Source organism: Fluviicola chungangensis, assembly GCF_007558725.1.
Taxonomy (GTDB): Bacteria; Bacteroidota; Bacteroidia; order Flavobacteriales_D; family Crocinitomicaceae; genus Fluviicola; species Fluviicola chungangensis.
This window is the reverse complement of the sequence record NZ_VLPL01000001.1, coordinates 16,378-38,113: the sequence shown is the minus strand read 5'-3', so window position 1 is coordinate 38,113 and position 21,736 is coordinate 16,378. Positions and strand designations below refer to the sequence as shown.

The 21,736-nt window shown below is 41.1% G+C and carries 20 protein-coding genes; 15 read left to right on the top strand and 5 right to left on the bottom strand.

What is annotated here, in order from left to right; all coding sequences use genetic code 11:
• The first annotated feature begins 133 nt into the window (after window positions 1-133).
• The 10 genes from FO442_RS00190 (at window position 134) to FO442_RS00145 (ending at window position 8,080) form a co-directional block, all read left to right on the top strand.
• On the top strand, window positions 134-352 hold the full coding sequence (locus tag FO442_RS00190; protein ID WP_144331117.1) for a DUF4287 domain-containing protein: 219 nt from the start codon (window positions 134-136) through the stop codon (window positions 350-352).
• 12 nt (window positions 353-364) lie between these two features.
• On the top strand, window positions 365-1,135 hold the full coding sequence (locus FO442_RS00185) for a hypothetical protein (protein ID WP_144331116.1): 771 nt from the start codon (window positions 365-367) through the stop codon (window positions 1,133-1,135).
• A gap of 8 nt (window positions 1,136-1,143) precedes the next feature.
• On the top strand, window positions 1,144-1,635 hold the full coding sequence (locus tag FO442_RS00180; protein ID WP_186279787.1) for a cupin domain-containing protein: 492 nt from the start codon (window positions 1,144-1,146) through the stop codon (window positions 1,633-1,635).
• Between the two features lie 3 nt (window positions 1,636-1,638).
• On the top strand, window positions 1,639-2,286 hold the full coding sequence (locus FO442_RS00175) for a hypothetical protein (RefSeq protein ID WP_144331114.1): 648 nt from the start codon (window positions 1,639-1,641) through the stop codon (window positions 2,284-2,286).
• A 47-nt stretch (window positions 2,287-2,333) separates the two neighbouring features.
• Window positions 2,334-2,642 (top strand): hypothetical protein, encoded by a 309-nt coding sequence (locus FO442_RS00170; protein WP_144331113.1) that lies wholly within the window; start codon window positions 2,334-2,336, stop codon window positions 2,640-2,642.
• A gap of 298 nt (window positions 2,643-2,940) precedes the next feature.
• Window positions 2,941-4,107, top strand: a complete 1,167-nt coding sequence (locus FO442_RS00165) for a hypothetical protein (RefSeq protein ID WP_144331112.1) — start codon at window positions 2,941-2,943, stop codon at window positions 4,105-4,107.
• Window positions 4,107-6,554 carry a T9SS type A sorting domain-containing protein gene (locus FO442_RS00160; protein ID WP_144331111.1) on the top strand — a complete coding sequence of 816 codons (2,448 nt, stop codon included), beginning with the start codon at window positions 4,107-4,109 and terminating at the stop codon, window positions 6,552-6,554. Before FO442_RS00165 ends, FO442_RS00160 begins: the two co-directional genes overlap by 1 nt.
• Before the next feature lie 2 nt (window positions 6,555-6,556).
• Window positions 6,557-7,057, top strand: coding sequence for a hypothetical protein (locus FO442_RS00155; RefSeq protein WP_144331110.1), 501 nt, complete (start codon window positions 6,557-6,559; stop codon window positions 7,055-7,057).
• Between the two features lie 9 nt (window positions 7,058-7,066).
• Entirely contained in the window at window positions 7,067-7,570 is a 504-nt protein-coding gene (locus FO442_RS00150) for a hypothetical protein (RefSeq protein ID WP_144331109.1), read from the top strand.
• Between the two features lie 9 nt (window positions 7,571-7,579).
• Entirely contained in the window at window positions 7,580-8,080 is a 501-nt protein-coding gene (locus FO442_RS00145) for a hypothetical protein (RefSeq protein WP_144331108.1), read from the top strand.
• A 241-nt stretch (window positions 8,081-8,321) separates the two neighbouring features.
• Here FO442_RS00145 and FO442_RS00140 read toward each other — a convergent pair whose 3' ends face one another.
• Both FO442_RS00140 and FO442_RS00135 read right to left on the bottom strand, forming a co-directional pair.
• Window positions 8,322-9,719: a dicarboxylate/amino acid:cation symporter gene (locus FO442_RS00140; protein ID WP_144331107.1), complete on the bottom strand. Its 1,398-nt coding sequence runs from the start codon at window positions 9,717-9,719 to the stop codon at window positions 8,322-8,324.
• 44 nt (window positions 9,720-9,763) lie between these two features.
• Window positions 9,764-11,053 (bottom strand): MFS transporter, encoded by a 1,290-nt coding sequence (locus tag FO442_RS00135; protein WP_144331106.1) that lies wholly within the window; start codon window positions 11,051-11,053, stop codon window positions 9,764-9,766.
• Between the two features lie 145 nt (window positions 11,054-11,198).
• On the opposite strand from FO442_RS00135, the gene ribD reads away from it, so the two are divergent.
• The 3 genes from ribD to FO442_RS00120 all read left to right on the top strand — a co-directional run bounded on the left by ribD (window position 11,199) and on the right by FO442_RS00120 (window position 14,521).
• On the top strand, window positions 11,199-12,236 hold the full coding sequence (gene ribD / locus FO442_RS00130) for a bifunctional diaminohydroxyphosphoribosylaminopyrimidine deaminase/5-amino-6-(5-phosphoribosylamino)uracil reductase RibD (RefSeq protein WP_144331105.1): 1,038 nt from the start codon (window positions 11,199-11,201) through the stop codon (window positions 12,234-12,236).
• A 93-nt stretch (window positions 12,237-12,329) separates the two neighbouring features.
• Entirely contained in the window at window positions 12,330-13,187 is an 858-nt protein-coding gene (locus FO442_RS00125) for an MBL fold metallo-hydrolase (RefSeq protein ID WP_144331104.1), read from the top strand.
• A gap of 29 nt (window positions 13,188-13,216) precedes the next feature.
• Window positions 13,217-14,521: an SPOR domain-containing protein gene (locus FO442_RS00120; RefSeq protein ID WP_144331103.1), complete on the top strand. Its 1,305-nt coding sequence runs from the start codon at window positions 13,217-13,219 to the stop codon at window positions 14,519-14,521.
• Window positions 14,522-15,076: 555 nt separating this feature from the next.
• Here FO442_RS00120 and gap read toward each other — a convergent pair.
• The 3 genes from gap to FO442_RS00105 all read right to left on the bottom strand — a co-directional run bounded on the left by gap (window position 15,077) and on the right by FO442_RS00105 (window position 19,399).
• Window positions 15,077-16,081, bottom strand: coding sequence for a type I glyceraldehyde-3-phosphate dehydrogenase (gap, locus tag FO442_RS00115; protein WP_144331102.1), 1,005 nt, complete (start codon window positions 16,079-16,081; stop codon window positions 15,077-15,079).
• A gap of 100 nt (window positions 16,082-16,181) precedes the next feature.
• Window positions 16,182-19,049, bottom strand: a complete 2,868-nt coding sequence (locus tag FO442_RS00110) for a proprotein convertase P-domain-containing protein (protein WP_144331101.1) — start codon at window positions 19,047-19,049, stop codon at window positions 16,182-16,184.
• Window positions 19,046-19,399 carry a hypothetical protein gene (locus FO442_RS00105; protein WP_144331100.1) on the bottom strand — a complete coding sequence of 118 codons (354 nt, stop codon included), beginning with the start codon at window positions 19,397-19,399 and terminating at the stop codon, window positions 19,046-19,048. The genes FO442_RS00110 and FO442_RS00105 overlap by 4 nt, the downstream gene beginning before the upstream one ends.
• 131 nt (window positions 19,400-19,530) lie before the next feature.
• Between FO442_RS00105 and FO442_RS00100 the strand changes: the two genes are divergently transcribed.
• Window positions 19,531-20,376 carry a transketolase gene (locus tag FO442_RS00100; RefSeq protein ID WP_425459995.1) on the top strand — a complete coding sequence of 282 codons (846 nt, stop codon included), beginning with the start codon at window positions 19,531-19,533 and terminating at the stop codon, window positions 20,374-20,376.
• Window positions 20,377-20,411: 35 nt separating this feature from the next.
• Window positions 20,412-21,734 (top strand): vWA domain-containing protein, encoded by a 1,323-nt coding sequence (locus FO442_RS00095; protein ID WP_186279783.1) that lies wholly within the window; start codon window positions 20,412-20,414, stop codon window positions 21,732-21,734.
• The last annotated feature ends 2 nt before the right edge of the window (window positions 21,735-21,736 follow it).

The following is a 21,736-nucleotide window of genomic DNA, read 5'->3' as shown; positions in this document are numbered from 1 at the left end:
GCATTCTGAATGTTTATGAAAATCATGGCAAAAATACCATTTTCAGAAGAATATCCATTCAATTTTTCAGTACTCCAAGCTCTCATCTTTCAGATTAATCCTACCTTTAATCCAAATCTTTTAATTCGATCACATGTCCTTTCAAGCATACATAGACAACATCAAAGCGAAAACCGGCAAAACTGCGGAAGAATTTCAAAAACTGGCTCATGAAAAAGGATTTCTGAAAGATGGAAAGTTGCTCGCGGAAACCAAAGCCGGACAAATTGTGGCCTGGCTGAAAGAAGAATACAACCTGGGACACGGTCACGCCATGGCAATTTATGCTTATTTCAAAGGAAAAAGATCCTAATACCCGAAACCGATGAAAATACACCACATTTTTTACTGCCTGTTTGCATTCATATGGGCAATACCTTCCTGTAACAAGGAAAAGAAATGTTCTAAAAACAGCGAAGAAATTCCTCTTTATGCAGAGAAAAAAACAGTCGTAGTTGGCTGGCCGATCAAGTTATCGACCCCAGCAGACGACTACGATCAATACGATTATCATTGGAAGGGACCGCATGTTGACCTCCTGAAACCGGAAACTGATAATCAACCCAATGTGTATGTTAAAGAAAGTGCGGATTTCAGCGATGCCGGAACTTATTCTGTAGAAGTAATAGACGGAAAATGCATAAAAAAAAGAGGAACCGTGCAAATTACAGTTATTGACCCGCCTTCAGAACCCTGCACAGTTCAGAATAATTATGCCACTCCTACAATCGTTCTGGGAGTTGGTGGAGTTACATATACTTCTATTCAGGAATACACCCAGTTTCCACCGGTTTACTTTATCGAAGCCACAAGCGGGCCCAGTACTGCATTGACATTTACCTTCAGAAACGGCGGTGTGCAACCTAAATTAGGGGTTTACAAATCAAACGGGCAATCAAGTCCGGATGGTGAGGACCAGGAAGAATTATCCGTTACTATCAATTCCGGATTCTATGAATTTGTTATGAAAGCAGGCTTTGAGGTGTATGTAACGCGCGTAAACGGCAAACTGCACTTGGCTTTTTGCGATGCTGAATTTGACAATCCCTTATCAAACGATCAACTCATTCTTTCAGGAAGTATTACTTTACCTTAAAAATGCTCATGAATAAGACCATACAAATTTCAAATAGCGCCTCCTCGGAAACCATTGCAATCGGGGCTTCTGCTTATACTATTTTATTAGGCAGTAATCATTCGGAAGGTCAATTGACCATCATTGAAATGCTTGTTCCTTCCAATGGCGGGCCAATCCCACACGAACACAAAGGATTCCAGGAGTGTTTTTATGTATTGGAGGGGGAAGTGGAAATGATCACGAAAGAAACCCGGATTCCTGCGAAACAAGGAGATTTGGTGCATATTCCCTTAGATGGGCCCATTCATTGTTTTAAGAATACAGCTTCTGTAAACGCACGGTTATTGTGCATTGTTGCCCCTGCCGGATTAGACCGGTTCTTTGAAGAGGCTGGCAGGAAAATTCCTTCCGGAACACTGCCGGATCCTGCTCCTCCAACTCCTGAACAAATTGCTTTTGCCAACCAAACGGCAGAAAAATACGGACAAAAGTTATATCCGAAAGATTATTTGGATTAAATCATGAAGCAGATCCGGTCCATACTGGTTGTTACCGTTTTCCTGGTTGGATTTTCCAAAACCACCCTGGCGGATACTATTATTCCAAAACGGGAAAGAATGTCCCTGCAAATCTCCCCGCTCTCATTCCTGGATTTCTTCAACGGATCCAGCTACAAACTGGGAACAGAAGTAAGAATATTCCGGACTTTTTATTTCTCAATAAACGGTGGAGGTTATTTTCCGAATTTCAATGCCCTGAAAAATATGAAAGGCGGTAATCTTGATTTCCGGATCAAATACCGATTCCCCCATTCAAATTCAGCTGTTTCAATTAGCTACTTCTATAAAAAGCAGTCTTTTGAATACCACGATGCATATGAAGAAGAACCCGATGTTCCGATCACAGTTTATACCCGAAAAACGGTCAGCTGTTTCAATTTGAATTACGAACACCGCGTTGGACAGCTTTTCAGGAAAGGATACATCGACGTTTTTGCAGGATTTGGAATGCGACTCAGGGACGTAAAATCCTCTTTTGAAACAAAACACGATTTCGATAGGCTCGTCAATGGCGGTGATTCTCAATCCTTGTATCTCGTTCTCATTCCCGGTCAAAAAACCTGGTTCAATCTGAATTTCGGCCTTCGTTTGGGTTATTACCTGTTCTAAACAAATCAAATGCACCATTCGTAATTCGTAATTCGTAACTTCACACTATGATCTCAGTAATTGTAAGCTACCGGATAAAACCGGAATTCATTGAAAAGAATAAGGAAAACATTCAAATCTTTTTAAAAGACTTCGAACAATTGGATACCTCGAAATTCAAATACAGCGTGTTTGTAAAAGAAGACGGCGTTTCATTTGTCCATTACTCGCAGTATGCAGATGAAAATATGCAGAACGAGCTTTTAAATGTGCCTTCTTTCAAAGCTTTCCAGGAAATGCGTGATGCCAGCGGATTAGACGGTTCACATAAAGTAGAAATCCTTCATTCGGTTGGTACAAAAGGAAACCTGGGATAATAATAACCGCAAAGAACTTAACTGCTTAACACGATTTAAAATGCCTTCTATATTATTTTTTCGCTTACAGACAGAACGTAAATAGATTACTATCGTGCAGACTACTTTTGTAACGAATCTGAAATAAGTCATTTAATATCCACAAAACAAATTATTCACTGATATGCTTCGAAATTCAACATTGAACAGCACCTAGAATCTTTTTCCCATTTTTTAAAAACTTAAATCATGCGTTGACATTCAAGCCGAAAATGTCTTTGTATTATACTAATATCGGCATTCTAAAAAACAAAAACTTATGAAAAAAATCACTTATTTGCTGTCAGTATCAGCTTTATTTATTTCAGGACAATTCTTTGCGCAAGAAAACACCATTTCAGAAAATGGAAATGTTGGATTAGGAACAGGTTCAACTGCACCAACTGCACGTTTGACTGTCGCGGGTTCAACACGTATTGATTCTACACTTACTGTGAATGATTCGGTAGTCATGGCATCCAACGCACTTGTTGGAGAAGATTTAAAAGTCGAAGGAGACTTATACCTACCTAATATTGCTCAATTGGATGGGCTTAACGGCGAAACAATTCTCGCTAGTGGTGAAAATGGAATCACTAAAAAACTTGCTGTCGGAACTTTAAGAGACATAATCTATTCCCGGAATTGTGATTTGGCCGGAGGTACCGTTACAAGTCCGACTTGGGCAAACGGACCGAACAAATTGTTCAGTGAATGCCCGCAAGTCCTTGTCGGAATCGGGACTTCCACACCAACCAGGCAGCTTGATGTTGTAGGTGAAGCGAAGGTAAGTTCCAATTTATGGGCTCAAGGTTCCATTTCCATCGGTTCTGATCTGAATACCTTTTCCAAATTGAGTATTGTCAATACAAACAGAACTGCTGCAATTCAGTCAAATACAGTGGGAAATACCAAGCCTTACCAGCGTTTGATGTATTTTGAATACGATAATGCCGATACTAAAATTATGGAAGTTGTCAATACTGCGACTAGTAGAACTCCATTTCTATTACAAGCTAATGGAGCAATGGATATAGACAACGGAACAACAACGATTTTCCATTTGGGTACAGAAGGTTCATTGGAACTTAGAAGTGGTTCATTGCAAACTTTCAAAGTTGAAACAACCGGATTGATTCGCGGACGCAGAATGAAACTGGATTTGGATACGTGGGCGGATTATGTGTTTGAACCGACTTATCACTTGATGCCTTTAAGCGAAGTAGAATCGTTTGTAAAGAAAGAAAAACACTTGCCTAACGTACCATCTGAACAAGAATTGAAAGTTGACGGTGCAGACGTTATGGAAATGAACAAGATTCTAATGGAAAAAGTAGAAGAACTGACTTTGTACCTGATCCAGCAAAACAAGAATACCGAAGTATTGAAGCAGCAGGTAGAAGTATTGCAGGCGAAATTGGCTGAATTGGAAAAAACACAGAACTAATGAGTAAGTATTTATTCTTAGTCCTTTTGTTGTTAGGGATAACAGCAAATGCAAACGCACAGGATATGATGCTGAACGGGAGCTTTGAAGAATGCGATGGAGTTGCACCGTCGGGAACCGTTGATGCTTATAATATCGAATATGGAGCATACTGGCACAATCTTATTGGCACATGCGATTTGATTAACCCTTGCGTTCCGAATTCGGTTACCGGAAGCTCTTGTTTTGGTGCGGGATGTGGTCGGTTCGGTCTTAATAGTACTGGTTACATAGAGTATTTGTACGGTACAACGCTGCCTTTAACTGCCGGACAGATTTATGAAGTATCTTTTTGGATCAAAAAAGATTACACAACAGAATCGTTGAGGAGAGTAGGTTTAGCAATTACTGAAACGGTTCCAACTCCTGCTATAACTTCAACTACACCATTAATTTCAGAAGTTATAACCAGTACACAATGTGTAAAGCTAAAAGCCTGTTTTACCGCTCAGAACAGTGTAACACATTATGTGACAATTGGTCCGTTTGGAGGAGCAGCTCCCGAAACTATTGTTTATTTGGTAGATAGTGTTAGCGTTATGACTATTCCTCCAACCACTCCACTTGCTCAAGCGAGTCTAAGTGCTTCCGAACCAGTACTTTGTTTCGGTGAACAAGTGACTTTGGACGGAACGGCTTCAGCAAATGAAACTTCTTACGAATGGAACATTTATAATACAACTACTGGAAACCAACTTTTTTATAGTTCTGGAATAATCCAAGGCACGGCAGGCACTTTAACTCCCACGTTACAATTTCCAATTCCGGGGAGTTGTTACAGGGCAGAACTAACAGTCTATGGTGTCTGTAAGGATGTCGCTACGGTAGAGTTTTGTATTGCAGACCCTGACATAGATTTCATCTTTGACGGCAACCCCGTCTGTGAGAATTTTCCAGTTGATCTGCAAGTCACAGGAGACAATGGATGGGTTTACACTTGGACTCAGACGAATGATACATTAAGTTCCGGTGTTGGATTGAAAACACTCACAGTAACGCCAACCGTAGGAAATGCAACTTATTCAGTTACAGTGACCACTCCGGAAGGATGCACGCATACGGAAACGTTGACTTTGAATGTCAATTCACAAAATAATATAGCACCATGGATGGATGGAATTAATGGGACAGGAGAATATACCTATTATGTAAGCCAGGGAGACGCTGTTTTTTTTAATTCATTGTTGTCTAATGATCATCCAAATGAAGAGATTGATCTTATACCAAACACCAATATTCCACCGGGATTTATTACTATTCCCCCTGGTTCATCTGGAGGAGTATTTTCTTTTAGTTGGATGACTTCATTAGGGACCTCCGTTGGTGAATATTACTATCAAATTACGGCATTTGATAACAATGCTTGCGATCCTGATACCAGTATTTTCAAGTTTCGAATTATCGTGGTTTGTGATCAATGTCCTGTTTGTATCAGTTATGAGAACAGAACCCCAAGCGGAACGCCACTTCCGGCAGAAACAAAAGCCGGGAAATGCATACAATCAGGTTTCACTCAGGTTGTTTCTACCGGAGATGCGAATGTAACCTTCATTGCAGGAAAAACTCTTGATTACGGTACTTTTTGGGATGCTGGACCAGGTTATGAAGGTATTATTGAACCGACAACGTGTATAACCGATTGCGAAGACTGTTGTTCCGATTGGGCTGGATTTACCTATGATGAATTACCCAACCCGTTTTTTATGAATTTTGGCGATGAAGACCCAACAAATGATTTCATTCAGGTAACAGATACTTATCATCCTTTTTGTGCCTTTAATGCAAAAGGATATAGTTTTGAAATCGTCGATAATCATCAAAATTTAATGAATAATATTGGGTCTACGGGACAAATAGGAAGTGCTTGTTGTTCTTTTGAATCCCCAGCACCGGAAAACCCGATTGCTCATTCTTCGATATGGTGGGATGGCTACACTGAAAACATGTGGGGCAACAATGTTAGACCAAATTCAGGAGTTTATACCTACGTTCTTACCCTCTACGGCTGTAACGGTCAGGAAGTAACTATGCATGGATTTATTGAGGTATTTGGAAGTAATGGAATGGTGCAAGCACCCGGAGGAACACAACAAGCCGAAGCAACACTTTCAGATTCACCTCTAGGACCTGAACAGCAAAGGCAGTTGGAGGAGTCTATTGCCGAACATGAACGTTTTGATAAAGAGCTAAGTTTATCCCCAAATCCGACAACTGATTTAGTAAAGATTTCAGGTACTGGATCAGATGACGTGTATTATCAGATATTCGACGATAAAGGCGTTATGCTCTCACACAAAGAGAAAGCGGAGAATTTAAGCTTTTCTTTAACAAATTATTCCAAGGGAACGTATTATATTCGTATATATTCCGGAACAACTTATGCTGTTCGGAAGGTAGTAAAAATGTAAAGATGGGTTTCATTAAAAGATACCAATTACTAATCCCGGCATTCATTGTCGGGGTTAGTATGTTTTTTGCCTGTACAAAGGAAAAAACGCCGACTCCCGTCACACCGGAACCAACTAAGTGGGAAAAAATTGCAGGACATTACAAGGTGTACGACACAACGGGGGTGTATTTGTACGACATGGATTTGATTCATAGTCATAATAATGCAACAAATAGAGATTCGATCCGATTCGAAAATTTTGATGGAGAATTTACTTTTACTACTCAACAAGAAGAGACTTCCAACGCACCAATGAATATTGCAATTGGAGTACATAATCTTCTTTATGATTCGAATTCTAAGAGGTGGAGAATATTTGGCCCAAGTTATTTAGATTATAATAATTATAGTAATGACACCATAAATCTCCGTTTTGATAAAACCAACATCAATTACTACATTTCGGATCTTACGCCTTATTATGCATGTGATTGTAAGCAGATTGCTGTGAAACAGCATTAATTCTGAAAGATGGGTTTCATTAAAAGATACCAATTACTAATCCCGGCATTCATTGTCGGGGTTAGTCTATTTTTTTCCTGTACCAAGGAAAAGACACCAACGCCCGTTACCCCTGAACCTACTAAGTGGGAAAAAATTGCAGGACATTATAAGGTGTATGACACAACGGGGGTGTATTTATACGACATGGATTTAATACATATTCATGTAAGTGAGCAAATTGATTCTTTGAGATTTGAAAATTTTGATTCCGAATTTACTTTTACTGTTAAGCAATTATATCCTAGTCCTATGAATTTCCCAATGTGTGTATCAATTGGTGGACATGATACCCTTTATGATTCGAATTCTAAGAGGTGGAAATTGAGTGCAGGTATATCTGAAGAATACAATAATTTCAGAAATGACACCATTCATTTAAATTTTCAGAAAACAAACATCAATTATTATATTTCTGATTTAACTGCTTATTATGCGTGTAATTGCAAGCAGATAGCGGTAAAACAGCATTGATTTGAGAAAATGAGTTTCATTCAAAAATATCATTTACTAATCCCGACATTCATTGTCGGGGTTAGTATGTTTTTTGCCTGTTCGAAGGAAAAAACACCGACACCGGTTACACCGGAGCCAACGAAATGGGAAAAAATCGCAGGACATTACAAAGTTTATGACACCACAGGTGTTTATTTATATGATATGGATTTAGTACATATTCATAATGATGCTACTAATGAAGACTCTATTCGATTTGAAAATTTTGATAACAATTTTACGTTTATAGCTCTTCAAGTAGATTTTAGTTCAATCCCTATGTATATAAGAATTGGGGGGGGGGATCCTTTGTATGATTCAAATAATAAAAGATGGAAATTGAGTGCTGGGATATCTGATTATTATAATAATTGGAATAACGATACAATTAAACTTCGTTTTAACAAGACTAATATAAATTATTATATCTCGGATGTAACACCTTATTACGCTTGTGATTGTAAACAGATAGCGGTGAAACAGCATTGATTTGAGAAAATGAGTTTCATTCAAAAATATCATTTACTAATCCCAACATTGATTGTTGGGGTTAGTATGTTTTTTGCCTGTACGAAGGAAAAGACACCAACACCCGTTACTCCGGAACCTACTAAGTGGGAAAAGATTGCAGGATCGGTTTTCATATAGAAACCGATTATCCGCCGAAACGGACTTTAAATCCTATTTACAAGACCATTAGAATACTGTAAATCTAAAAAATAATTCGGAATTACTTAAGGGCTTTCTTCAATGCCTCCGGATCCAATTGCTTTTCCCAGCGGGCCACAACAATCGTCGCAACGGCATTTCCGATTAGGTTCGTCAAGGCGCGGCATTCGGACATAAATTTATCTACTCCGTAAATAATCGCAATCCCTTCGACCGGGATATCGGGAACGACAGCCAATGTTGCTGCAAGTGTTATAAAACCTGCTCCTGTGACTCCCGCTGCTCCTTTGGAACTGAGCATCGCAACCAGCAAAAGGGTGATTTGCTGCGTCCAGGTCAATTCCACATTACACGCCTGTGCAATAAACAACGCTGCCAGTGTCATGTAAATATTGGTTCCATCCAGGTTGAAAGAATATCCTGTTGGTACAACCAAACCTACCACCTGACTGGAGCATCCTGCATTTTCCATTTTGGTCATTAATCCGGGCATGGCAGGCTCGGAAGAACTGGTTCCGAAAACAAGGAACAATTCATCTTTCAGATAGCGGAGTAATTTTAAAATATTGAACCCGTTGTATCGTCCGACCAGGCCAAGCACCACGACCACAAAGAATGCAGATGTCAAATAGAAGGTGCCGACCAGTTTACCCAAATCCCATAAAACCTGGATCCCAAAATTACCAACGGTAAACGCCATCGCTCCGAAGGCTCCCAACGGAGCTAATTTCATCAGGATAGCCATGATCTTGAAGATCGGATGAGTAAGCAGCTTCAGAAAATCAATAACCGGCTGACTCTTATCTGCAGTGAAAGCCAATCCAAGCCCGAAAAGAATTGCTACAAACAACACCTGGAGGATGCTCTCTCCCGTCAATGCCCCAAGGAACGTCTTGGGGATAATATCCAGGATAAATTTGGAGAACGAGTGTTCTTCCTTCTTTTCAACCGGTTTGGTCGTTACTGGTGTTTTGACAGCTCGCTTCAGTGAATCTTTCGTACTGACTGTAACAGTTTCTGCCGGATGCGAATCAGCAGTTGTTTCTCCTTCATGCTTGTACGAACTGATATAGGTATCTATTTTACTCGTATCCAGCTGTTTCGGGTCAATATTCATTCCGGCACCGGGTTGGATCAAATGACTGGAGACAAGTCCGATAATGAGTGCTAGGGTCGAAAAACTGATAAAATACAACAGCGCCTTTCCTGCTACTTTACCAACTTTCTTCATATCATTCATTCCGGCAATTCCCAAACTTACCGTCAGGAAAATCAACGGTGCGATCATCATTTTCACCAGATTGATGAACCCGTCTCCGAGAGGCTTCATGTCAATTCCCCAATCCCTGTTAAAATATCCAAGTAAGACTCCTGCAACAATTGCAACAATAACTTGAAAATATAAAGCTTTATACCACGGTTTCGGTTTGGAAGGTTTTGCGTGCAGATCTATTTCCATCAGGGATTTTCTTTTTTAAAAGAATAATTCGTTGAATATATTAATTATTGGTCAATTAGGTCTTCGTTCTTATAGGAATCTGTCTCAACAAAATCCAGGTCTCTTCCGTGTGTTTCGGAAATACTCCACGTACTGTATATCCCGATAGCAAAGGAAATAAACCCGACAATTCCCGCAGAAACCAAAACAGTGAACCCGGATTCCATGAGGGATTCAAATCCGATGGTCATCAAAATAACCGTTCCCCGCACCATATTCGGAATAGTCGTAGCTGCCGTAGAACGGATATTGGTCCCGAACTGTTCTGCTCCGATGGTTACGAACATCGCCCAATAACCGGTTCCGAAACCGAACCAGCAACACATCACATAATACATATCTGCAGTATGAATCGTACCTGAAAGGATCCAGATAACACTGATCAGGGTGAATGCCATCATCCATAAAATGGATTTCCTGCGCGATTTCAGCCAATGGCTCAAAATTCCACTGAAAATATCTCCCGCTGAAATCCCGATATATCCCCACATGATCGCATCGCCGGGACTAATCCCTCCTTTGATTCCCAACTCTTTTCCGAAAACATTTCCGAACATAGCCAGGATCCCGATGCAAAACCAGGTGGGAAGACCGATACCGATACAACGCAAATACCTCCAAAAACGGTTCCAGTTGGTAAAGAACATCCCGAAATTTCCCCTGCTGACCTCCCGTTTCCTGGTTTCATTAAAAATCCCGGATTCCAGGACTCCGATCCGGAGCAAAAGCAATCCGATCCCCATTCCTCCACCGATAAAATAGGCTATATTCCAATCGGGAGTAAGCTTTACAGTCAAATTGGCAACCACAGCTCCGGAAAGACCGATTCCGGCTACCAGCGAAGTTCCCAATGCCCGCAGTTCTTTTGGTAAAACCTCTGAAACAAGTGTAATTCCCGCTCCAAGTTCCCCAGCCAATCCAATTCCGGCAATGAAACGCAATGCAACATAGGTATAAGTCAGGTTCTCTTTGTCATTCGGAAAATAAGGCAGGAATCCGCACATGATATTGGCCAAAGAATACAGCACAATCGAACCGAAAAGAACCGACAACCTCCCTTTTTTATCTCCCAGGATTCCCCACAGGATTCCTCCCAATAATAAACCGCCCATCTGCCAGTTGACAATCCATGTGCCGACTTGTGTGACTTCGCTCTCTGTAAATCCAAGACCTTGCAAACTGGGAACCCGAACGATTCCAAATAGAAGCAGATCGTAAATATCTACGAAGTAGCCCAATGCTGCAACAATGACAGGCAGCGACCACAAAGGTTTGTAAGAGGTTATTTTTTCCAAAGCAGTTTGTTTGATCCGAAAGTAGTCATTGAAAATGTAAAATAGTCAATTGAAAAGAAGAAAAAGCCAAGCTTTTGATAAAACAAGCGGCAGCACAGTTTCCTTATCCATTTTACAATCAATCCGGAATTTGTAATTTTATACCATGAGTTCCGATGAAAAATACATGCTTCGTGCTTTGCAATTGGCGAAACTAGGAGGTGTTGCAACCGAATCCAATCCGATGGTTGGAGCGGTTATCGTTCTCAATGACACCATTATCGGCGAAGGATACCATCAAAAATACGGTGAAGCACATGCCGAAGTCAATGCCGTCAATTCCGTAGAGGACAAATCATTGTTGAAAGAAGCTACGATTTATGTCACGCTGGAACCCTGCTCCCATTTCGGAAAAACTCCACCTTGCGCCGATTTATTGATCCGCTCGGAATTCAAACGTGTGGTGATTGCTCAAATTGATCCTTTTTCGGAAGTTTCGGGACGGGGAATTGAAAAACTCAAAAATGCCGGAATACAGGTCGATTGCGGAATACTTGAAAAAGAAGCTCGGGAATTGAATAAGCGTTTCATCACTTTCCATACCAAGAAAAGGCCTTACATCACCTTAAAATGGGCGCAGACAAAGGACGGTTTTATCGACCGTGACAGGTTCTCCGAAAATCAAGCCGGAATCAACTGGATTTCACAACCAGAAACACAAGTTGTTACGCACCGGATCCGAAGTACGGAACAAGCAATCCTGGTAGGCTGGAGAACCATCCAAAATGACAATCCTTCCCTGACAACCCGTGCATTCAAAGGTCCGGATCCTCTTCGCATCATCATCGATCCGCAGTTGCAGGCGCCAAAAGAAGCTTCCGTATTCACGGATGGCAGAAAAACCCTCGTAATCAACTCACTGGAAGACAAAGAAGTCAACAATCTTCGGTTTATCCGCTTAAATGACCTGACTCCGGAATCCATTCTTAACACCTTGTTTCAGCTCGGTATCAACTCTGTACTAATTGAAGGTGGTGCCAATACACTCACCCGCTTCATTAAATCTGATCTTTGGGACGAGGCATTGATTATTACCGGAAACCAGGAATTCAAAGAGGGACTTAAAGCTCCTGCACTTTCAAAAATACCGGTGAAAAGTATTCCATTCGGGAAAGACAGCCTCTTGTATTTTCGGAATTTCTGATGCTAAAAATCGATAAACTATTGCCAAACCCTTTGAATTTTCTATTTTTAGTTCGCTGTAAGACGTAGATCGCATGCACTGAAATACAAAAAGATGAAAATTTACCCAATTGAAACCGGCACATTTAAATTAGATGGCGGCGCAATGTTCGGAGTTGTTCCTAAAACCCTTTGGTCCAAAACAAATCCCGCAGACGAAAATAACTTATGTACCTGGTCAATGCGTTGTTTATTGATCGAAGATGGAAATCGACTGATCTTGATTGATACCGGTATCGGAGACAAACAATCTGAAAAATTCTTTTCCCATTACTATTTAGCCGATACCAAAACATTGGAGCAAAGCCTGAACAAGCTGGGATTCGGACTGGACCAGATCACGGATGTTTTCCTTTCCCATTTGCATTTCGACCATTGTGGTGGCGCCGTTAAATGGAATTCGGACAAGACAAAACTGGAAACTGTTTTCAAAAACGCCATTTATTGGAGCACCGAAAACCACTGGAAATGGGCAACGGAACCCAATGCCCGTGAAAAAGCATCTTTTTTAAGTGAAAATATCCTTCCATTACAGGAAAGTGGTCAATTGAAGTTCATCGAACGAACCGGAAATTACGCGGAATCGGTATTTAACAATTTTGATGTCTTGTTCGTAGACGGCCACACAGAAAGTATGATGATTCCGCATATTCATTACCAGGATAAAACCTTGGTATTCATGGCCGATTTGTTGCCAAGTACCGGACATGTTCCTCTTCCCTATGTGATGGGATACGATACAAGACCTTTGATTACCCTGAACGAAAAAGGAACATTCCTGGAAAAGGCAGCGAATCAGGAGTTTGTGTTATTTTTAGAGCACGACTGCATCAATGAGTGCTGCACGGTAGAACAAACGGAAAAGGGCGTGCGCTTAAAAGATCGCATGACTTTTTCATCCATATTTGGATAAAATTGTAAATTAGAACAAAACTTCACATCATGAACAATTACTTACTGCAACTATTAAAAGAAGTCAAAACATTGATTATTCCGGGTCTTGGAGCGTTAACCGTTACCAATGAATCGACCGGGGAAATTCTGTTTATGCCTTATTTAAAATTTGATGATGGCACATTAGCCAAACACATTGCAAGTAAGGAAAACATGGACTTGAACGATGCGTCGAACCTGATTTCCAAATTTGTTCGTGAAGTAACTATTGAATTGGACAAAGGGAATTCATACGATATGTACCAGTTCGGTCGCTTTGTAAAAGTCGACGGGGAAATTGCTTTTGAAGCATGGACACCGAACTCCGGTGAACAGGGAAAAGCGCCGCTTTCAAAGTCAGAAACCGCACCTCCCCAAGAGAAAATAGCAGAGACACCCAAGGTAGAAACACCTCCGGTAGCAGAAACTCCAAAAGCGGCTGAACCTCCTAAAAAGGAAGAACCAAAGGAGGAAAAAGCAGTTCCTGCGATCGTTGAAGAACAGAAAACACCGAAAACCGAGCCTGTACCTATAAAAGAAGAGACAAAGAAAAAAGCAGAAGTTCCTCCGGTAATGGAAGAACCCAAAAAAGAATCCAAACCTGCAGAAGTACCGAAAGCACAACCAAAACCGGCTGCACAGCAAAAAGAGCCGGTAAAGAAAGAAAAACCGGTCAAAGAACCGAAAGCTCCGAAGGAAAAGAAAAAGAGCTCGGTCCTATCCTATATTTTGTGGGGATTCCTGGTACTTATCTTAGGCTCAGGGACTTTCATTGCCATCAAATTTGATACCCTGAAAAAAGACTTCCCTATTTTGGCTGATCTGGCAGGAGAAAATGACGATGCGGCGAAAGGCAGTGAAGATGTAAAGCAACTGGAAGACGAGCCGGATGTTAACATCAATTCCGAAACAGCATCGGAGCCGGTCCCGGAAGATGAAGTACAAGTGGTGGAAGATAAACTTCCTGAAGAGACTGTAAACGAATCAAATAAAACAACTGCTCCGGCTCCAAAACCCAAAACAACGGTGACTGTTAATAAGAAACCGGTAACAAAAACACAAAGCAGCCATTCGACAGCAACTTTTGACGGTTCAAAACATTTCCACGTGATTGCAGGTTCCTTCGGATCGGAGGCAAATGCCAACAGGCTGGCAGGAAAACTTCAATCCAAAGGATTTGCAGAAGCCTCGGTCACAATGAACGGTGGAATGTATCGTGTAAGTGTAAAAAGGTTTGCAACTCTGAATGAAGCAACCGCCGAAGCAGCGAGTATCCAAAGTTCCGTTCCGGGAGCTTGGGTATTGAAAATGTAAAAAATAATACTGCGTAACAAGTAGGCGCGCGATTAATCAGGGTATACGTATTATTCGCACCCAAACTATTTTATAATACAAACTGTGTTATATTTTACCACAAATGCACAAATATTGGAGGCGCTTACCAGTGGGAATTATATACTTTAAACAGGTAGTGCCAAAATATCCTAGGTGTTTCATCATTTCAGTGCCTGCTGGCAGGCACTCTTTATCTTTCCCACAGATGCACAGATTAACTGCTCGGCTACCGCACTCGCCTAAGTGGCGACTGGTAAGCGCCACAAATAATCAGCGCATCTGTGGGAAATTATCACTTAGATTCTTGGAGAAGATTTTTCAAAAAGAACCTATTTCATAAGTTACCTGTGTTAAGTACACAACTCCCCTTACCAGTCGCCTCTTCGTCTTGCAATGACTAATAAAACTATGTGTTTACACGATTCAAAAGCGAGTGCGGTAGCCGAGCTAAAATTTGCGCATTTGCGGTAAAAATTAAGTCTGGGTGTCAATTGTGATTAATTCCCGATTAATCGTGCGCCTACTTGTTTTTTGTCATCCTATTTTCAGCACCAGATCGATCAAACGATTGGAGAAACCGGCTTCGTTATCGTACCAACCTACTACTTTGATCATATTTCCAATCACCGAAGTCAATTCACTATCGAAGATGCAGGAATTGGGATCTCCCAAAATATCTACTGAAACGATCGGGTCTTCCGTATAACGAAGAATTCCTTTCAAATGAGATTCTGACGCCTGCTTAAATGCAGTATTGATTTTCTCTACAGTAGGCGGATCCTGTTTCACGATCACTGTCAAATCCGTCAATGAACCATCCGGAACAGGAACACGCATTCCACAACCTCCCATTTTCCCTTCCAACTCCGGAAAAATCCGGGTAATTGCTTTTGCAGCACCGGTGGAAGTCGGTACAATACTCTGAGCTGCAGCCCGTGCTCTTCTCAAATCTTTGTGTGGACTGTCGTGCAAACGTTGATCAGAGGTGTAACTATGGATCGTAGTAATATACGCTTCTTCAATATCACAAAACTCTTTTAGAACAGCAACCAACGGAGCAGCAGAATTTGTTGTACAGGAAGCATTACTGATGATTTTATGCTCATCCGTGATCAACTGATCATTGACGCCGATCACCACGTTAAAAATATCGTCCCCAACAGAAGGAGCACTTAAAATAACGCGTTTCGCTCCCGACTTTAAATGAACCCCTGCCTTCTCAGAACTTAGGAATAATCCGGTAGATTCGATGACAATATCAACACCCAAATCGCCCCATGGAATTTCCTCCGGGTTCTTATGCTGCAAAAAAGTGACTTGCTGGTCACCGTTAAAAATAAATTGGTTGCCTTTTATTTCGAATGCGTCATGCATTCTTCCGTGAACCGAATCATATTTTAATAAATGAACAAGTGTTTCGATTGGGGCCAGATCGTTGACAGCGACTAAGTCAATCCGGGGATTCATTAGTGCCAATCTGCTAAAATAACGTCCGATTCGTCCAAAACCGTTCACTCCTACTCTTATGCGTTGTTCCATCTGTTTTAGTATGAAATTAAAAAATCAGTGTGCAATGAATGTTTGATTGGTACAAAAATAAAAAAGGCTCTGTTTTCACAGAGCCTTTTAACATCATTTATTAGTGGAAGACTTGAACAAATCCTTGTTGTTGTATTTCTTCGCCTGTTTGCAGTTTTGCAGTAAAGTTGTAGAAGTAAGTTCCTTCGGAAACAACTTCGCCGTTTAAGTTTCTTCCGTCCCATGCAGCGCCCGGATCATCGTATTCGGTGATCAGGTTACCCCATCTGTTTACAATAGAGATATGGAACTCTTGTACTCCGTCATAAGAAAGGAAGAATTTATTATTTCCTGAAGTAGACGAAAGAACAATAATGTTCGGAGCAGTAATGTAACATACCTTACCACCGATGGTCATGGTTGCAGAATGTGAATTACATTCGTTGGTGGCTGTAACGGTATAAACACCAGGTCCGGCAAGAATATCATGTCCAACCGTACCATCACTCCAGACATACGAGTCATTTTGTGGGTAAACCCCGCAAGAAGTTAAAACAGTCGATCCCATACAAATTACGGTATCAACCGTATTTACGAATGCATAATTTATGAATTCAATCTGAGATGTTACCGAAGTATTACACTGGTTATCCGTAAAAGTCACCTCGAACGTTCCAGGGATACTGGATGTAATGATCGGATTCATTGCATTCGCATTCGGCATAAAGTGAATGTTCGTATCTGCACTTGACCACACACCGCCATTGGCAGCAACTGTTCCTGAAACATTGTAAATAAAATTACATGCCGATGTATCAGGGAAGATCTCAGGCAGCAGGAACAAAGTCACTTGGGAAGATGTTGAATTATTACATACATTATCCGTAAACGTTACAGTATACTGGCCGCTTGTCGTTGCTGTAATAATCGGGTTGGTTGTTGTATTATTCGGAAGGAAAATAACTTCGGGTGAGATCGCCGACCAGCTTCCTCCCGTAGGATAGACCAGAGTACCGGCTACCTGGAATTCATCCCCACAAAGCAGTGTATCATTGAATATCTGAGGATATGGCGGGAATATGATCGTCGAAGTGACGGTATCATTACACGCGTTATCAATAAACGAGACGGTATACGTTCCCGCTGAGTTGGCCGTAATTAATGGATTATTACTCGCAGAAGTATTAAAGTTCAATCCATTCGGAACAGCGCTCCATACTCCGCCTGCATAAGCTTGAGTACCGGCAACCTGGAAAGTCATATCACATCCAAGCGTATCATTGAAAATGTTTGGTAACGACAAGCTGAATACATCAAACGTTGTATCGTATTCACATCCGAAGTCATCAACTACATTATAGGTATAGAAACTGTGTCCGGCTGCATTGGTTTGAATAACAACCAACGTGTCGTTTTGTCCGGAAATAATATTCGGAGAAGGACTCCAGAAACCATCCGTATAATAATTTTGATAAGTTTCAAAGTTTGGATATAAAGATGCATCAAAAACAATTCCCCATTGGAAAATATATCCGTCATCAATCCCTTGATTATCCTGAACAGAAATAGTCCAGTTTCCATCCAAAGGACAACCGATAAAATCATTGAAGTCTCCATCCGGGGTATATGTTCCCGGAATCATGGACTGGTATCCGGAAGGATTCGTATAAGTATTTCCTAAATTGTTACAAACTGTACCAAAATCAGGATTCACAAAGCTAAAACAGTATGTCTCAATCGGAGAACCTGGTGCGCCACCATCTGTATCCGTATCGCTTCCTAAACCGATACCACCACCAAAACATCCTCCTGGAACCAGACCGTTTCCACCGTATGTATTCATCAATGAAACTTCTGTTCCATTCGGACAAGTCAATGTAATTTCAATATCGCCGATGTAAGAGTGCTCAATATCCAAACAAATAGAAGCAATATCAGAAGGTTGTGTTACTGTTCCGTTTCCTAGTCCGGAAATAGGAATAGTTGTTTGATACAGCTGACCGGTTCCATCAGGTAAGAAGGTCAAGCCGGCAAAACTTCCACCGATAGTAAACTCTCCTCCTGGCACATCAACACCAGCAGTATCCTGTGCCGTCACACCACCAACCAATATCGTCGGTGTACCGATACAAATAGTATCCTCCAGTGGTCCGGCAGTAGCAAACGAAGGAAGGATTGAAACGCGGACTTTAGCAGTGATTCCCTTTAGTTGAGGAAACTGATCTGTCATTTTCAAATCAATAAAATATCCCTGACGTGCTGTAGGTACAAACCAGACGGAATCATTATTGACACCCAAAGGTCCGATTGTAGAAATACTCCAGTTATAATTGAGATTCGTCAAAGTTTGTGAATAACCATATCCTGTAGACTCTAAAGAATACGGAAATAATGGTTTTGCAACAAATAAAATACTGTCACCCAAACATACGTTTACGTAACCGGTATCAATCGGGTTAAGCACGTTTTGAGGGTTTCCGTTAACATAAGCCTCCAAATGCGGATAATATGGCTGAGCCAGGTTACCACATGCAACTTTCGCGATCCATCCTGTTCCGTCACCAGCCCCATCGGTTTTAAATCGCACTGTCAAACAACCACTAGGGTTATTCTCAAAACTCGCTTGCCAGTTACCGCCCGTTGGGTTCGTTCCGCTATTTGCAGCCGTCAATAAGGGTGCTGAAGTATTCGGTCCGTCATAGATGTATAATGTATCTGTCGGGTGAATATCAAATTCATACCCAATATTGGTTGCAAAAGCAATCGAAACTTTTGTTCCTTGAGTTAAATCCGGACAAAACGTAATGGTATCATCAAAATTGGCAGAGTAGTTACCCGCCATATCAATAAAGTTTACACCTCCTGCTCCCAATGCCGAACAATCCAATTGGTTTGCTCCAACGTAATCCGGATCAGACATAGTCATTTGTCCGTATGAAACCGATCCCAAAAAGAGAGATCCTATCGCTATTAATAATTTTCTTCTCATTTATTCGCCGTTTTCATTTCGTTATCAAGAACCCAGGTGGATTTAACCACTAGTAGATCAGTCGTACCCGTAATTCCATAATACTGTGTTCTGTCGGTAATTTTAATTCCCATAGCCGCAGGATCCACCAATTTTGCTTTTTCAAGACTGATTTCCCCATTCGGAGTTAAATCTTTCCCTTGCGGTTTAGCAATGATATAAGTTCCTTTTTTGGCAGCATAAGCTTGCATTTCCTTAGAAACAACAGGACCTTGCGTGGTGGCGGACTTCGTTGCATCCTTGTTCAGGTTTTGTCCGTAAGACAAACTTGCACCAAGAAAAACAACTGCGGAAAACATTATTTTTTTCATGTTTATAGTTTGCAATTTATAATTCTAGACTGTTATATTAAAAAATAGTTGCATGAGGGTTTAAAAGTAGTTAAAAAAAAACGAAGGGCAAGCCAATATAAACCTTAGATTTGCATTGCCAAACAGGAATAATAATGGAAATTCAACAATTACAAGCAATTGCAACTCAAGTGCGAAGAGACATCGTTCGAATGGTTTCGGGTGCAAATTCAGGCCACCCGGGAGGGTCTTTGGGATGTGCCGATTTCTTAACCGTTCTCTACTTCGAAATGATGAAACACAATCCAAACCACTTTTCGATGGACGGGAAAGAAGAAGATTTGTTCTTCCTTTCGAACGGTCACATTTCTCCTGTTTGGTACTCCGTTTTAGCAAGATCAGGTTATTTCCCGATTGAAGAATTGGCAACTTTCCGTAAACTGAATGCACGTCTTCAGGGTCATCCGAGTACGGATAAAAAAATCCCGGGTGTTCGTATGGCTTCCGGTTCGCTGGGACAAGGCCTTTCCAATGCGATCGGAGCAGCGCTGACCAAAAAATTGAATCACGATAACAGAACGGTTTACACGTTGCATGGTGACGGTGAATTACAGGAAGGCCAAATCTGGGAAGCAGCGATGTATGCTGCGGCAAACAAAGTTGATAACTTGATTGCAACCATCGATTATAACGGACGCCAAATCGACGGCGATGTAGAAGATGTGCTTTCTTTGGGAGACCTTAACGGAAAATGGCAAGCTTTTGGATGGGAAGTACTCGAAATGGATGGGCACAGTTATCCGGATTTGATTGAAACACTCTCAAAAGCAAAAAGTATGACCGGGAATGGAAAACCGATTGTTATTATAATGAAAACTGAAATGGGACAGGGTGTTGATTACATGGTTGGATCCCATAAATGGCATGGTGTAGCTCCGAATGTGGAGCAACTGCAACAAGCTTTAATTCAATTGGAAGAAACGTTAGGAGACTATTAATGAGGTATTGCGCGGTAATTTGTTGTTTGTTTGTTTTGAGCTTTTCGAAAGTTCATGGACAACAACTGACCCGTATTTTGTTTATCCTTGATGCTTCCAATTCAATGAATTCGAAATGGGATGGGTCACAAACGCGAATAGATGCAGCTAAAGAGCTACTGATCAAAACCGTCGACAGTTTGAATGGAGCTGCAAACCTCCAGATTGGTTTGCGGGTTTACGGACATCAGTCACCGATTACTGCAACTTACCAGGATTGTAACGATACGAAATTGGAGGTTCCCTTCGGGCCGGACAATTTCACAAAAGTCCGCAATAAAATTAAAACCATTCTTGCCAAAGGCACCACTCCGATTGCCCGGTCTCTTGAGGCTGCAGCTGCAGATTTTCCCGACACCAATGCCCGGAATATTATTATTTTGATCACCGACGGATTGGAAGCCTGTGACAATGACCCCTGCGTTATTGCAAAAAAGCTGCACGACAAAGGAGTTAAAGTGACACCGTTCGTAATTGGTTTGGGATTGGACATCTCCTACCTGGATCAATTCAAATGTATCGGAAGTTATATGGAAGCGGAAACAAAGGAGTCTTTCAAAAATGTTCTTAAAACTGTTGTCGCAAAAGCAGTGATTAATACCACTGTGCAAATAAATCTCAATAACATTCACAAAGTACCCAACGAAACCGACGTAACCATGTTCCTGTATAAAGCAGGCACAAAGGAATTGATGTATACCTTCGTTCACACATTGGATCGCCAGGGAAATCCGGATACACTGACAATTGATCCTGCCTACAAATACGACCTGGTTGTCAATACCATTCCAAAAGTTCACAAAAACAATATTTCCATTATTAAGAATACACACAATGTCATACCGGTTGATTGTCCGCAAGGGTTTATTAAACTCCGCTTTACAAATGCCACCAGTCCTTACCAGGTTATTTCACGGATTTACAAAAAAACGGATCAGCAAACTCTGAACACCCAATTAGTCGGATCAACGGACAAATACATTGTAGGAACCTATGAAGTGGAAATACTCACCCTTCCACGCATTTATCACAGCATCAACGTGACGCAAAGCAGCACGGAAACAATTGATCTGCCGGCACCGGGACAATTGACTTATAGTACATCAAAGATGGTAGCTGCCCAAATATTTGTGGAAAATGATAACGGCACGATTGACTGGGTTTGTAACCTGGATCAGGTCAATTTAAAAGGGTTGATTTATCTTCAGCCGGGGAAATACCGGCTGGTGTACCGACAAAAACAATTGAGATCGACTACTTACACGGTAGAAAAGGAATTTAAAATACAATCCAATAAAACAACTTCGATTAATCTATAACA

Excerpts from the sequence above, each read along its gene's own strand:
- FO442_RS00160 (WP_144331111.1), top strand. The coding sequence starts at position 4,107 with ATGAGTAAGTATTTATTCTTAGTCCTTTTGTTGTTAGGGATAACAGCA.
- FO442_RS00165 (WP_144331112.1), top strand. The coding sequence starts at position 2,941 with ATGAAAAAAATCACTTATTTGCTGTCAGTATCAGCTTTATTTATTTCA.
- FO442_RS00140 (WP_144331107.1), bottom strand. The coding sequence starts at position 9,719 with ATGGAAATAGATCTGCACGCAAAACCTTCCAAACCGAAACCGTGGTAT.
- FO442_RS00105 (WP_144331100.1), bottom strand. The coding sequence starts at position 19,399 with ATGAAAAAAATAATGTTTTCCGCAGTTGTTTTTCTTGGTGCAAGTTTG.
- FO442_RS00175 (WP_144331114.1), top strand. The coding sequence starts at position 1,639 with ATGAAGCAGATCCGGTCCATACTGGTTGTTACCGTTTTCCTGGTTGGA.
- FO442_RS00125 (WP_144331104.1), top strand. The coding sequence starts at position 12,330 with ATGAAAATTTACCCAATTGAAACCGGCACATTTAAATTAGATGGCGGC.
- FO442_RS00170 (WP_144331113.1), top strand. The coding sequence starts at position 2,334 with ATGATCTCAGTAATTGTAAGCTACCGGATAAAACCGGAATTCATTGAA.
- FO442_RS00150 (WP_144331109.1), top strand. The coding sequence starts at position 7,067 with ATGGGTTTCATTAAAAGATACCAATTACTAATCCCGGCATTCATTGTC.
- FO442_RS00185 (WP_144331116.1), top strand. The coding sequence starts at position 365 with ATGAAAATACACCACATTTTTTACTGCCTGTTTGCATTCATATGGGCA.
- FO442_RS00120 (WP_144331103.1), top strand. The coding sequence starts at position 13,217 with ATGAACAATTACTTACTGCAACTATTAAAAGAAGTCAAAACATTGATT.
- FO442_RS00110 (WP_144331101.1), bottom strand. The coding sequence starts at position 19,049 with ATGAGAAGAAAATTATTAATAGCGATAGGATCTCTCTTTTTGGGATCG.
- FO442_RS00155 (WP_144331110.1), top strand. The coding sequence starts at position 6,557 with ATGGGTTTCATTAAAAGATACCAATTACTAATCCCGGCATTCATTGTC.
- FO442_RS00190 (WP_144331117.1), top strand. The coding sequence starts at position 134 with ATGTCCTTTCAAGCATACATAGACAACATCAAAGCGAAAACCGGCAAA.
- ribD (WP_144331105.1), top strand. The coding sequence starts at position 11,199 with ATGAGTTCCGATGAAAAATACATGCTTCGTGCTTTGCAATTGGCGAAA.
- gap (WP_144331102.1), bottom strand. The coding sequence starts at position 16,081 with ATGGAACAACGCATAAGAGTAGGAGTGAACGGTTTTGGACGAATCGGA.
- FO442_RS00180 (WP_186279787.1), top strand. The coding sequence starts at position 1,144 with ATGAATAAGACCATACAAATTTCAAATAGCGCCTCCTCGGAAACCATT.
- FO442_RS00145 (WP_144331108.1), top strand. The coding sequence starts at position 7,580 with ATGAGTTTCATTCAAAAATATCATTTACTAATCCCGACATTCATTGTC.